General features: G+C 70.0%; 16 protein-coding genes. 1 reads left to right on the top strand and 15 read right to left on the bottom strand.

Translation table 11 applies throughout. From position 1 onward, the window contains the following. Positions 1-121: 121 nt before the first annotated feature. The 4 genes from QM634_RS13135 to QM634_RS13150 all read right to left on the bottom strand — a co-directional run bounded on the left by QM634_RS13135 (position 122) and on the right by QM634_RS13150 (position 2,982). Positions 122-424, bottom strand: coding sequence for a hypothetical protein (locus QM634_RS13135; protein ID WP_415043225.1), 303 nt, complete (start codon positions 422-424; stop codon positions 122-124). Continuing rightward, on the bottom strand, positions 421-765 hold the full coding sequence (locus tag QM634_RS13140) for a YbaB/EbfC family nucleoid-associated protein (RefSeq protein ID WP_415043226.1): 345 nt from the start codon (positions 763-765) through the stop codon (positions 421-423). The genes QM634_RS13135 and QM634_RS13140 overlap by 4 nt, the downstream gene beginning before the upstream one ends. Positions 766-769: 4 nt before the next feature. Next, on the bottom strand, positions 770-1,120 hold the full coding sequence (locus QM634_RS13145) for a hypothetical protein (RefSeq protein ID WP_415043227.1): 351 nt from the start codon (positions 1,118-1,120) through the stop codon (positions 770-772). An 83-nt stretch (positions 1,121-1,203) separates the two neighbouring features. Continuing rightward, a complete protein-coding gene (locus QM634_RS13150) occupies positions 1,204-2,982 on the bottom strand; it encodes a long-chain-acyl-CoA synthetase (protein ID WP_415043228.1) in 1,779 nt (592 codons plus the stop codon). A gap of 151 nt (positions 2,983-3,133) precedes the next feature. Between QM634_RS13150 and QM634_RS13155 the strand changes: the two genes are divergently transcribed. Continuing rightward, complete coding sequence (locus QM634_RS13155) at positions 3,134-4,141, top strand: alpha/beta fold hydrolase (protein WP_415043237.1); 1,008 nt, start codon at positions 3,134-3,136, stop codon at positions 4,139-4,141. A gap of 3 nt (positions 4,142-4,144) precedes the next feature. Here QM634_RS13155 and truA read toward each other — a convergent pair whose 3' ends face one another. The 11 genes from truA to QM634_RS13210 all read right to left on the bottom strand — a co-directional run. Beyond that, the gene (truA, locus tag QM634_RS13160; protein ID WP_415043229.1) at positions 4,145-5,035 is read right to left on the bottom strand and encodes a tRNA pseudouridine(38-40) synthase TruA; all 891 of its coding nucleotides are present in this window, start codon (positions 5,033-5,035) and stop codon (positions 4,145-4,147) included. 38 nt (positions 5,036-5,073) lie between these two features. After that, entirely contained in the window at positions 5,074-5,829 is a 756-nt protein-coding gene (gene rplQ, locus QM634_RS13165; RefSeq protein WP_415043230.1) for a 50S ribosomal protein L17, read from the bottom strand. A 59-nt stretch (positions 5,830-5,888) separates the two neighbouring features. Continuing rightward, a complete protein-coding gene (locus QM634_RS13170) occupies positions 5,889-6,938 on the bottom strand; it encodes a DNA-directed RNA polymerase subunit alpha (RefSeq protein WP_415043231.1) in 1,050 nt (349 codons plus the stop codon). A 97-nt stretch (positions 6,939-7,035) separates the two neighbouring features. Continuing rightward, positions 7,036-7,641, bottom strand: coding sequence for a 30S ribosomal protein S4 (gene rpsD / locus QM634_RS13175; protein WP_415043232.1), 606 nt, complete (start codon positions 7,639-7,641; stop codon positions 7,036-7,038). Positions 7,642-7,662: 21 nt separating this feature from the next. Further along, positions 7,663-8,070, bottom strand: a complete 408-nt coding sequence (rpsK, locus tag QM634_RS13180) for a 30S ribosomal protein S11 (RefSeq protein WP_415043233.1) — start codon at positions 8,068-8,070, stop codon at positions 7,663-7,665. Continuing rightward, positions 8,070-8,438, bottom strand: a complete 369-nt coding sequence (rpsM, locus tag QM634_RS13185; RefSeq protein WP_415032092.1) for a 30S ribosomal protein S13 — start codon at positions 8,436-8,438, stop codon at positions 8,070-8,072. The genes rpsK and rpsM overlap by 1 nt, the downstream gene beginning before the upstream one ends. Before the next feature lie 194 nt (positions 8,439-8,632). After that, complete coding sequence (gene rpmJ / locus QM634_RS13190; RefSeq protein WP_026917227.1) at positions 8,633-8,746, bottom strand: 50S ribosomal protein L36; 114 nt, start codon at positions 8,744-8,746, stop codon at positions 8,633-8,635. Positions 8,747-8,827: 81 nt separating this feature from the next. Then, a complete protein-coding gene (gene infA, locus QM634_RS13195; RefSeq protein ID WP_005936580.1) occupies positions 8,828-9,049 on the bottom strand; it encodes a translation initiation factor IF-1 in 222 nt (73 codons plus the stop codon). Between the two features lie 166 nt (positions 9,050-9,215). Beyond that, positions 9,216-9,728 carry a TerD family protein gene (locus tag QM634_RS13200; protein WP_415043234.1) on the bottom strand — a complete coding sequence of 171 codons (513 nt, stop codon included), beginning with the start codon at positions 9,726-9,728 and terminating at the stop codon, positions 9,216-9,218. After that, positions 9,728-10,873: a TRAFAC clade GTPase domain-containing protein gene (locus QM634_RS13205; RefSeq protein WP_415043235.1), complete on the bottom strand. Its 1,146-nt coding sequence runs from the start codon at positions 10,871-10,873 to the stop codon at positions 9,728-9,730. Before QM634_RS13205 ends, QM634_RS13200 begins: the two co-directional genes overlap by 1 nt. Next, positions 10,870-11,413, bottom strand: a 544-nt coding sequence (locus QM634_RS13210; protein ID WP_415043236.1) for a hypothetical protein, incomplete at its 5' end; no start/stop codon positions are given. The genes QM634_RS13210 and QM634_RS13205, both read right to left, overlap by 4 nt.

Raw genomic sequence — 11,413 nt, forward strand, 5'->3', positions numbered from 1 at the left:
AGCGCCGCCGACACCGGCTGGTCGAGCACCGGGCCCATCCCGGCGGCCCGCAGCGCGCCGTCGACCGTCAGCTCGCGGGGCGCACCGACGGCGGTGGGCGCGGGGCAGACCCCGGTGCCCGTCATCGGCCCATCCCCGCGGCACCGGCGGCGTCGGTCGCGGCGAAATCCGTGGAACCGGCGAGCATGGACGCCGCCGTTCCCGCGTGGACCGCCGCGAGACTGCCGACCGCGGCCAGGTGCGCCGCTTGCGCACCGACGAACGCCGCGACGAATTCCTGGCCGATCAGCCCGAAGACCCCGACCATCGCGGCGGTGTTCGCGGCGGCGTTGATCCCGCCGGCCGTCGCGAGCGCCGTGCCCATCGTCGCGGACGTGGCCGCCAATCCCTCGACCGCCTCGCCGACCATCATCACCGAACTCATCTGTCCCCCTGTGTTTCCCGGATGTCGTGGGCCTCGCCGTCGTCGGCGAACTCCCGGTTGAACTCGTCGGTGAGTCGGGCCCGCTGCGCGTAGGCGCGCTGGGCGGCCACCATCGCCGTCGACACGATCAACTCCCCCAGCACCGACGCGCCCAGCCGCACCGCGCCGCGGTCCAACTCCAACCCGACCAGGGCCCCGCCGCCGTCGACCCGAGCGGTCACCAGGCCTCGGGCATCGGTGCTCTCCCCTCGGACGGCCGCGTACCCGTCGGCCAGGTCCGCCATGCGGCCCAGGGCCGCCGACGCCCGGCCGAGGAGCTCGTCCAGCTGTGGATTCGCCACGTCGTCACCGCAACCAGGACCGCGGGGCGGACCCCTGGTCGTCGTCGACCGACTGGATGCGGGCCAGGTCCTCCGCGGTGGCCAGCGACATGGTCGCCAGCACCTCGTCGTCGACACCGTCGGCCCGCAGTCGTTCGCGCAACCGCACACTGGCCGCGATACGACCCTGCTCACACAGCGAGAGCACCGCCGCCGCCAGCTTCTCGGTCCCCATCGCCAGCGCCGAGTCCGCGATGCGCACCGCGACCGGCAGCCCCTGCGCGGTCGTCGTCACCGTGATCTCCCCCGAGCGGGACCGCGTCGTGGTCCGCGAATCGATCCACTCGTGCGCGCCCGTCATCGTCTCGGCCTGCATCGCCCCTCCCCCACGCGACGCCTTTCGCCGCGTATGGGAATTAGACGCAGCCCGGCCCCGATCGGTTCCCTCGGGCGGCGGACCTAGGACCGGCGGACCGCGAGCCCCTCGACGAACGCCGGGTACCGCGGCACATAGGCTCCCTCGGCGAAGACCCGCACCTCGTCGTCGCCGACCTGGTCATAGCCCTCCTCGCGCAGCTCGACCCGCCGCGACTTGAACGTCGAGGTGTGCTCGATCTCGGGCACCACGCGGACGAAGACCGGAGCGGCATAGGCCGGCAGCCGGTCGCGCACCGCCGTCGCGAGGCGGGCCCAGGACTGCTCGCCCCACCCGTCGTCGACGACGATCGCGGCCATCCCGGCACGACCGTCGGCCCCGGGCACCGTGACGCCGTAGACCACCGATTCGACGACGCCGGGGACCTGGTTCACCACGGACTCCACCTCGGTGGTCGCCACGTTCTCCCCCTTCCACCGGAACGTGTCGCCGAGCCGGTCGGCAAAGCCGATGTGCCCGAAGCCCTGCGAGTAGACGAGGTCCCCGGTGTTGAACCAGGCATCGCCGCGGAGGAAGGCGTCGCGCACGATCTTCTTCTCCGTGGCATCGGCGTCGGTGTACCCGTCCAGGCGCGCCAACGGGGAGATGTGGGCCAGCAGGAGTCCCGGCTGTCCCTTGGCGACCCGACGCACGCGGCCGCGCGCGTCGCGGATCGGTTCGCCGGTCGTCACGTCCACCTCGACGATGGCGTGCGGCATCGGTGAGAAGCCGACGGTGTTGCGCTGGGCGAACACGTTCACGAACCCGATGTTGGATTCGCTCGCCGAGTAGAACTCCACGACCCGGGGGATGGCGAAGCGCTCGACGAACTCGTCCCAGATGTCCGGTCGCAGGCCGTTGCCCACCGCGACGCGCACCCGGTGGGCCCGGTCCGAGGGCTTGGGCGGCTGGGCCAGCAGATAGCGGCACAGCTCACCGATGTAGCAGAAGGCGGTCGCATCGTTGGCGATGATCTCGTCGAAGAAGCGCGACGCGGAGAACTTCTCGCCGATCGCCAGGCAGGCCCCCGCACCGAGTGCCGCGCCGAGCGCGACGGTGAGCGCGTTGTTGTGGTACATCGGCAGCGCGCAGTACATGACGTCGTCGGGGCGGAGCCGGATCGAGGCGCCGCCGAGCCCGGCCATCGCCAGGCTCCACCGCGAATGACTCATGATCGACGCCTTCGGCCAACCGGTGGTGCCCGAGGTGAAGATGTAGAAGGCGGGCGACCCGGCCCGCAATGACGCCGTCACGGGCGGATCTGCGTTCGTCCGCGGGTCGGCGGCCGCCAACCGGTCCCCCGCCTCGTCGAGATCGGCGAAGGTGAGCACGGCGTCGGGGACGGCCGAGTCCGGGACGCTGGTGAGCGCCTCGGCACACGCGTCGTCGCGGAGCAGCACGCGTGTCGACAGCAGGCCCAGACTGTGCTCGAGGACCTCGCCGGTCTGGTTGTAGTTGACCATCCCGGCGATCGCCCCGAGCTTCACCGTCGCCAACATGGCGAGCACCACGTCGGCACTGTTGTGGGCCATGATCGCGACGACGTCGCCGCGCCGCACGCCGCGTTCGGCGAGCACCGCCGCCCAGCGGTTGGCCCGGCGGTTGCAGTCACCGTAGGTGTGGGTCACCGCCCCGCTGCGCAGGAACGGCCGGTTCGGATGCGCCGCCGCGGTCGCCGCGAACTGCTTGCCGATCGTCCAGCGCCGACCCGGGCGCAGATTGGCCAGTCCGGGCAGCTGCCGGGCCATCTGCGGCAGGTCGCGGGCGACGCCCACGGCACCGACGAGCAGCGAACCCAGGGTGATCTCCGAACGGTGCTCCATCCGTCGAGTACACCAAGCCCGCGGGCGCACCCGCAGGGGTTTGTAAACACCTTGCTACATCGCTGCTACGGACGGGGCCACGCGCCCGCCGGTGCGGTTGACTCGAAGAGAGGGACAGGAGGCCGACGTGAACGGCAAACCCCGGATCCGGATGCGCTACCGCACCGTCCACGGCTACCGGCGCGCCTACCGCATCGCGGGCAGCGGGCCGCCGGTCGTGTTGATCCACGGCATCGGCGACAACTCGTCGACGTGGGAGCCGATCATGACCCGGCTGGCGACGAAGTACACCGTGATCGCCCCCGACCTGCTCGGCCACGGCTTCTCCGACAAGCCGCGCGCGGACTACTCGGTCGCGGCCTTCGCCAACGGCATCCGCGACCTGCTGTGGGTGCTCGGGCACGAGCGGGCGACCATCGTCGGGCATTCACTCGGCGGCGGGGTCGCCATGCAGTTCTGCTACCAGTACCCGTCCATGGTGTCGCGGCTAGCGCTGGTGTCGGCCGGCGGCGTGACCCGCGACGTCTCGCCGGCGCTGCGCCTGGCGACGCTGCCGGGCGCCGGCCAACTCCTGGGCCTGTTGCGGCTCTCCGGCGCGATGGGTGCGCTCGACACCGCGGCGCGGTTGCTGGCGGCGACTCCCGGGCTGCCGGGTCCGGCGCGGGCCCTGTCCCCCAACCGACTGCTCAACGACCGCCCCGACATCATGCGCATCCTGCGGGACCTGACTCCGCCGGACGCGCGCGCCGCATTCGGGCGCACCCTCCGGTCCGCCGTCGACTGGCGCGGGCAGCACGTGTCCATGCTCGACCGGGCCTACCTCACCGCGACCATCCCGGTGCTCATCGCGTGGGGCACCGACGACACGGTCATCCCCTACCGGCACGCGCAGATCGCGCACGCGGCCATCCCCGATTCCCGACTCGAGACCTTCGAGGGGTGCGGTCACTTCCCGTTCCGCGACGAGCCGGACCGCTTCGCCGCGCTGATCGACGACTTCATCGCCACAACCCTGCCCGGCACCTTCGACCCGCACCGATGGCGGGCCATGTTGCTGAGTGGGCCCGAGCCCGTCGGAGTCGGCGACGGAGAACACCTGAGTCGGCGAACCCGGTCGGAGGTGCACGAGGCGATGGCGATCGAGCTCAGCGCCACCTGAGGGTCAATCGCCGCAGCAACCGTCGGAGACGTCCAGGTCCGACGCGTCGCGGACGTCGCGGGTCGTGGCGTTGCGGGCCGCCCACTGCTCCGGCGGCGGATAGTCGACGCCCACCAGGCACAGCCCGCGCGCCTGCGCGACGGGGACCTGGGCGCTGCGACTGCTCTGCGCCAACAGGCCCGCGCACCACTGCGGGTCGCGGCGCCCCTCGGCGACGGTGGCGACGGCCCCCACGAGCGAGCGCACCATCGACCAGCAGAAGGCGTCGGCGGTGACGCGGCCGACCAGCACGCCCTGCTCGTCGCGCCGCCACGAGAACTCCTGCAGGTCGCGGATCGTCGTCGCGCCGGGTCGGAAGCGGCAGAAGGCGGCGAAGTCGTGCAGTCCGACGAGCTCGGCCGACGCCGCGTTGAGCAGGTCCGCATCCAACGGTCGCGGCCAGTCCGCCGTCATCCGCGCCACGATCGGCTCGGCACCCCACGCGGCATCGGCGAGCCGGTAGGAATAGTGCCGGCGCAGCGCCGAGAACCGCGCGTCGAAGTCGACGGGAACCTCGACCGCGGACTTGACCCGCACGTCGTCGGGCAGCATCTTGGCCAACCGCCGGACCAGCGTCCCCGGATCGCCGTGGATGGAACGGGTGTCCAGCGCGGCTCGCGACACGTCGAAGTGCGCGACCTGTCCGGTGGCGTGCACGCCGGTGTCGGTGCGGCCGGCGACCGTCAGACGCACCGGTTCCCGCAGGACGGTGCCCAGCGCCTCGGTGAGCACGCCGGCCACCGTTCGCCGCCCCGGCTGCAGCGCCCAGCCGCTGAAGTCGGTGCCGTCATAGCCGACGTCGAGCCGGATACGACAAACCCCGCCACCGGCAGCGGTGGCGGGGTTGGTCGTCATGGAACGTCAGGCTCGACGATCGGTCGATCGTCGGACTGCTAGTCCTCGTCCTGCGACGGCGGCAGCGAGTAGCCGGCGGCCTCCGCATCGGCGTCGGTCGCGAACCAGATCTCGGCGACGGTCGTGTCGTAGAACTGGGTGCCGGGACGGTGGTACAGCTTCGACTGCAGGTTGCCCTTGATCGGGTAGCCCTTCGGCTGGCCGCCGCTCTTCAGCGGGGCCTTGGCGCCCTTGGGCAGCTTCTCGCCGGCATCGGCCGCAGCGGCCTTCTTCGCCGGGGCCTTCTTGGCCGGAGCCTTCTCCTCGGCAGCGGCGTCGTCGTCGGCCTTGGCCGGCTTCTCGTCGGCCTTCTTGGCAGCAGCCTTCTTGGCGGGCTTCTCGTCGGCCTTCTTCGACGCGGCGACCCGGTTGGCACGATCGGCCTCGGTGGCCACGGTCGTGCCGCGGACGAGCTCGATCACGGCCATCGGGGCGTTGTCACCCTTGCGCGGCAGCGTCTTGATGATGCGCGTGTAGCCGCCGGGGCGATCGGCGAACGACGGGCCGATCTCGGCGAACAGCTCGTGCACCACGTCCTTGTCACGGATGAAGCGCAGGACCTGGCGACGGTCGGCGAGGCTGCCGCCCTTCGCGTGGGTGATGAGCTTCTCGGCGTAGGGGCGCAGGCGCTTGGCCTTGGCCTCGGTGGTGGTGATGCGGCCGTGCTCGAACAGCGAGGTGGCAAGGTTCGCCAGGATCGCCTTCTGGTGGCTGGCCGACCCGCCGAGGCGGGCACCCTTGGTGGGCTTGGGCATTGTCTCTCTCCTGTGAGGTGACCGACTCTCGCGAGCGGGTCGGGGTTTGGTTGAGCCGCTTAGAGCTGCTCGGTCTCAGCGAAATCCTCGCCACCGTCGTCCAGGCCCGAATCATCGGACCAGGTGCCGGTGGCCGGGTCGTAACCGGCGACCTGCGACGGGTCGAAGCTGGCCGGGCTGTCCTTGAGGGACAGGCCCATGGCGTGGAGCTTCACCTTGACCTCGTCGATCGACTTCTGGCCGAAGTTGCGGATGTCGAGCAGGTCCGACTCGGTGCGGGCGACGAGCTCGCCGACGGTGTGCACGCCCTCGCGCTTGAGGCAGTTGTAGCTGCGCACGGTCAGCTCCAGGTCCTCGATCGGGAGGTTGAACGACGCCATGTGGTCGGCCTCGATCGGCGACGGGCCGATCTCGATGCCCTCGGCCTCGACGTTGAGCTCACGGGCCAGGCCGAAGAGCTCGACGAGCGTCTTGCCCGCCGACGCCAGCGCATCGCGCGGGGTGATCGAGTTCTTGGTCTCGACGTCCAGCACGAGGCGGTCGAAGTCGGTGCGCTGCTCGACGCGGGTGGCCTCGACCTTGTAGGTCACCTTGAGGACCGGCGAGTAGATCGAGTCGACCGGGATACGGCCGATCTCGGCACCGGTGGCCTTGTTCTGCACGGCTGGCACGTAGCCGCGGCCCCGCTCGACGACCAGCTCGATCTCGAGCTTGCCCTTGTCGTTGAGGGTCGCGATGTGCAGGTCCGGGTTGTGCACGGTGACACCGGCCGGCGGCACGATGTCGGCGCCGGTGACGTCACCGGGACCCTGCTTGCGGACGTACATGGTGACCGGCTCGTCCTCTTCGGAGGACACGACCAGGCCCTTGAGGTTCAGGATGATCTCGGTGACATCTTCCTTGACCCCGGCGACGGTCGTGAACTCGTGCAGGACGCCGTCGATGCGCACGCTGGTGACCGCCGCGCCCGGGATGGACGACAGCAGGGTACGGCGCAGCGAGTTGCCGAGGGTGTAGCCGAAGCCCGGCTCGAGGGGTTCGATGACGAACTTCGAGCGGTTCTCGGCGATGACCTCTTCGGACAAGGCGGGTCGCTGTGAAATGAGCATTGCGTGTTCTCTCCTTGTGGCCGACCGCTATTTGACGGCCTAGAAGCGGACCGGGCGGCTGCTGCCGACCGGCATTGGGGCGCGGGCCCCGGGACGGTTACTTCGAGTAGTACTCGACGATGAGCTGCTCGGTGAGCGGCACGACGATCTGCTCACGCTCGGGCACACTGTGCACGAGGATGCGCAGGGTCGACGGCACGACCTGCAGCCACGCCGGCACCGGCCGCTCGCCCTGGATCTCCTTGGCGATCTGGAACGGCACCGTGGCCAGCGACTTCGGTCGGACATCGATGATGTCGTACTGGCTGACGCGGTAGCTGGGGACGTCGACCTTCACACCGTTGACGGTGAAGTGGCCGTGGCTGACCATCTGTCGGGCCTGGCGCCGCGTACGGGCCAGTCCGGCACGGTAGACCACGTTGTCCAGCCGGGTCTCGAGGATCTTCAGCAGCTCGTCGCCGGTCTTGCCGGTGCGACGGTTCGCCTCCTCGTAGTAGCGGCGGAACTGCTTCTCCATCACGCCGTAGGTGAAGCGGGCCTTCTGCTTCTCCTGCAGCTGGAGCAGGTACTCGGTCTCCTTGATCCGCGCGCGGCCGTGCTGGCCGGGCGGATAGGGACGGCGCTCAAACGCCTTGTCGTCGCCGACGAGGTCGACGCGCAGACGGCGCGACTTCTTGGTTGCGGGTCCGGTATAACGAGCCATTTTCTTGTCCTAACCTTCCCGCTAGACCCGGCGCCGCTTGGGCGGACGGCAACCGTTGTGCGGCTGCGGGGTGACATCGGAGATCGTGCCGACTTCGAGGCCGGCGGCCTGCAGCGAACGAATCGCGGTCTCGCGACCCGAACCCGGGCCCTTGACGAACACGTCGACCTTCTTGACGCCGTGCTCCTGGGCCTTGCGGGCCGCGTTCTCGGCAGCGAGCTGCGCGGCGAACGGGGTGCTCTTGCGCGAGCCCTTGAAGCCCACGTGACCCGACGACGCCCAGCTGATCACGTTGCCGTTGGGGTCGCAGATCGAAACGATCGTGTTGTTGAACGTCGACTTGATGTGCGCGTGGCCGAGCGGGACGTTCTTCTTCTCGCGGCGGCGGGTGCCCTTCTTGGGGCCTGCGCTTCGTGACTTCGGAGGCATTACTTCTTCTTCCCGGCGATGGTCTTCTTCGGGCCCTTGCGAGTGCGGGCGTTGGTCTTGGTGCGCTGACCGCGGACCGGCAGGCCGCGACGGTGGCGCAGACCCTGGTAGCAACCGATCTCGATCTTGCGACGGATGTCGGCCTGCACCTCGCGGCGCAGGTCACCCTCGACCTTCACCGACGCCTCGATGTACTCACGGAGCTTGGAGACATCGGCGTCGGTCAGATCCTTCGCACGCAGGTCCGGCGAGAGGCCGGTGGCGGCGATGATCTCCTTCGAAGTGGTGCGACCCACCCCGTAGATGTACGTAAGTGCGATCTCCAGCCGCTTTTCGCGGGGGAGATCCACACCGGCAACACGTGCCATGTGTTCTGTTCCTTCTCATTCTCAGAGGTCTGCTCCCAGTCCGCCCCGCTCACTGTCGGGCCCCGGCCTCTGAACCGGGGGTCGGCGGGTACTCGTCTGTGCCCGCTGGTGCTGGAAGTTCGTCTATCGATATTCAGTTGTCTCGTTGTTCAGTTGTTCACTGTTCGGCCAAGCGACCGGTGGAAGGGCGCTGCTCAGCCCTGGCGCTGCTTGTGGCGCAGGTTTTCGCAGATCACCATGACCCGACCGTTGCGGCGGATCACCTTGCACTTCTCACAGATCGGCTTGACGCTCGGCTTGACCTTCACGTCAGCTTCTCCTGTTTTCTTGTCTCAGCCGCGACGACGACCCGCCGCGCCTGATGCTGTTCCCGGGCGACCCGGGAAGTCCTACTTGTACCGGTAGACGATGCGACCGCGGTCGAGGTCGTACGGCGAGAGCTCGACGACCACGCGATCCTCGGGCAGGATGCGGATGTAGTGCTGCCGCATCTTCCCGCTGATGTGGGCGAGGACCTTGTGGCCGTTCTCCAGCTCAATGCGAAACATCGCATTGGGCAGGGGTTCGACAACGCGACCCTCAACCTCGATGGCGCCTTCCTTCTTTGCCATGTCCTCCGCGATTCCCGGCCCATCGGGCCTGGTAGTCATCTGTTGCCGTGACCGGCAACGTTCCGGTTGGTGCCGCCGGCACCCGTGATTGCACGCAAAAACGAGCGCGACGTGCGCACCGACGTTCCATCGTACGCGAAGGGGGTGCCCCAATCCAATTCGCGAATCAGACCTTGACACCCATCGACCGGGCCATCGCCGCAAGGTCGTCATAGCGGTCGCCGCGGGCGCGCAGGATCCACCGCCCGCCGTCGCGGTACAGGTCCGCGCAGATGACCGCCTGCTCGCGCCCGAACCGGGCCGCCAACTCGATCCGGGCGAGCTGTCCGGCATCGGAATCGGACAGTTCCACGAAGCCGGCCGGGTACTCGGCGAAGCGTCGCTCGCCGCCGTAGGAGACCACCGCGATCGTCACCCGCTCGACCCGTGCGGGCAGCCGGGCGGCGTCGACGATGAGCTCCTCGCGCCAGCTGGGTCGCACGGCCGCGTCGGAGGTGAGGCGGATGGCGCCGTCGCAGGCGGACAGGTTGTTGAAGAAGACGAAGTCGCCGTCCGATTCCACCCGCCCGTCGGCGGCCAGCGCGAACGCGACGATGTCCAGGTCGAGGGAGGCGCCGTCGGGGCGGTCCTCCCACCCGACGCCGACGCTGACCTGCTGCAGCCCGGTGCGCGCGGCCATCAGGCGCCCTCCACCATGATGTTCTTCGCGGCCAGCACCCAGCGCACCGGATCGGTCACGCGGAAGGGCGAGATGCCCCGGTCGCTGAGCTTCTCCCCCTCCGGCGAGGTGCCCAGCGCCGAGACGGCGAAGAACCGGTGCTCGTACTGCTGCCCGGTGAGCGGGTTGACCATCGTGGTCAGGCCCGGTCCGGCGTCGAGGCGGGTGAGCAGGCTGCGGACCTCCTCGTGCAGCAGCAGGCCGTCGTTCTCGTCGTAGGTGCGGCCCAAGAGGCTGGGGTCGCAGTTGAACGCGGCCCCGAGGTTGCCCATCACCTGTCCCCAGGCGCTGCTCTGCACCTGCGACAGCGCCTGCAGTGCGTCGAACTTGGACAGGATCACCGCGAGCCGCGGGTTGCCGCTGCCGATGAGCCGGGTCACCGTCTGCAGCACGTGCCGCGGGTCGCCGCCCACGTTCGACGACACCGGCACGAGGTCGCGCAGTTGGTTGGCGACCTCCCCGACGCGCAGCGGGTCGAACAGGAAGAGCACGGCGTCGGCGCGGGAGAAGAACTCCCACGCCGGACCGCCCACGTCGGCCGCCTCCAGGTCCTCACCGGCGACGTCGCGGATGACCAGGTATTGGCGGGTGCCGCCCCACTCGCCGAGGTTGAAGATCAGCGGGTCGTGCTGGTAGCTGCCGTGCAGCGCCGCGCGCGGGGTCGGTTCGAGGATGCCGCGGTCCTCGAACAGCGGCTTCTCGTACTCGTCGCGAAATCGGCGGACGGTCTCCTCGGTGACCGGGAAGACCTCCCGGTCCAGACGTGCGGCGAAGCGCTGCAGCTGCTTGACGAGGACCGCGATGTAGACGGTCTTGCCGGTGGCGCGGGCACCGGCCATGGTGATGCAGGTCGTGTCGCCGAAGTACCAGTGCGGCGGCAGGACGAAGTGGCAGTACGGGCAGACCGCGTCATAGGGCTGTTCGGGCTTGGGCGGCCACTCCCCGCCCCACTCGGCTCGGTGGGCCTGCGACACCGCGCCCATGCGGACCTCGCGGCCGGCGTAGGCCGACGCGGTCGCGTCCACGGCGACCTGGGCCGGGGTGCGGTCCACCCACGCGAATGTGTCCAGGCCGAGTGCGGCGAAACAGCGGGGGCACTTGGTCAACGCGCACCCCCGGCGAGCGCGAACGGCTCGAGCAACGCGGCGACGACGCGGGCGATCTGCGCCGGCTGGGCGGCCAGCGCGTTCGCCGCATCGGCGAGCGGCGCCAGGATGGCGCCGCGGAAGCCCGATCGGTCCGCGGCCGACGAATCGGACAGCACCAACAACACCTGGTCGTCGCCCAGCGGCGCCGCCTGCGGTCCATCGGTGAGCAGGACGGTGAGGGTTCCGGGCGCGGGCGGGACCACCAGGCCGCCGCTCAACGCAAAGCCACCGACCGGTGCGGCGGCGAGGGTCGCGCCGACCCGATCGGCCGTGATGGGGACGGGCGCCGCGGCACCCGGTCCCGCCGATCCGACGGTGACCTCCGGGGTACCGGACACGATCGAGGCGAGCCCGGCGACGATGTCGGCGGCGGCGGCGACCATCCCGGAGGCGTACAGCCCGGCCATCGACGCCGAGGCGTCGACGAGGAGGCGCACCGGGCGGGCCCGGTCCTCCGGCACCCGGTCGGCCCGCAGCACGCCACGGGTGGCGGTGCGC

Origin of the sequence: Gordonia sp. (in: high G+C Gram-positive bacteria) (genome assembly GCF_047606305.1) — a bacterium.
GTDB lineage: Bacteria > Actinomycetota > Actinomycetes > Mycobacteriales > Mycobacteriaceae > Gordonia.

Bases quoted from the DNA above. Each gene is read 5' to 3' on its own strand.
- QM634_RS13135 (WP_415043225.1), bottom strand. From the start codon at position 424: ATGAGTTCGGTGATGATGGTCGGCGAGGCGGTCGAGGGATTGGCGGCC.
- QM634_RS13145 (WP_415043227.1), bottom strand. From the start codon at position 1,120: ATGCAGGCCGAGACGATGACGGGCGCGCACGAGTGGATCGATTCGCGG.
- QM634_RS13150 (WP_415043228.1), bottom strand. From the start codon at position 2,982: ATGGAGCACCGTTCGGAGATCACCCTGGGTTCGCTGCTCGTCGGTGCC.
- QM634_RS13155 (WP_415043237.1), top strand. From the start codon at position 3,134: ATGCGCTACCGCACCGTCCACGGCTACCGGCGCGCCTACCGCATCGCG.
- truA (WP_415043229.1), bottom strand. From the start codon at position 5,035: ATGACGACCAACCCCGCCACCGCTGCCGGTGGCGGGGTTTGTCGTATC.
- rplQ (WP_415043230.1), bottom strand. From the start codon at position 5,829: ATGCCCAAGCCCACCAAGGGTGCCCGCCTCGGCGGGTCGGCCAGCCAC.
- QM634_RS13170 (WP_415043231.1), bottom strand. From the start codon at position 6,938: ATGCTCATTTCACAGCGACCCGCCTTGTCCGAAGAGGTCATCGCCGAG.
- rpsD (WP_415043232.1), bottom strand. From the start codon at position 7,641: ATGGCTCGTTATACCGGACCCGCAACCAAGAAGTCGCGCCGTCTGCGC.
- rpsK (WP_415043233.1), bottom strand. From the start codon at position 8,070: ATGCCTCCGAAGTCACGAAGCGCAGGCCCCAAGAAGGGCACCCGCCGC.
- rpsM (WP_415032092.1), bottom strand. From the start codon at position 8,438: ATGGCACGTGTTGCCGGTGTGGATCTCCCCCGCGAAAAGCGGCTGGAG.
- infA (WP_005936580.1), bottom strand. From the start codon at position 9,049: ATGGCAAAGAAGGAAGGCGCCATCGAGGTTGAGGGTCGCGTTGTCGAA.
- QM634_RS13200 (WP_415043234.1), bottom strand. From the start codon at position 9,728: ATGGCCGCGCGCACCGGGCTGCAGCAGGTCAGCGTCGGCGTCGGGTGG.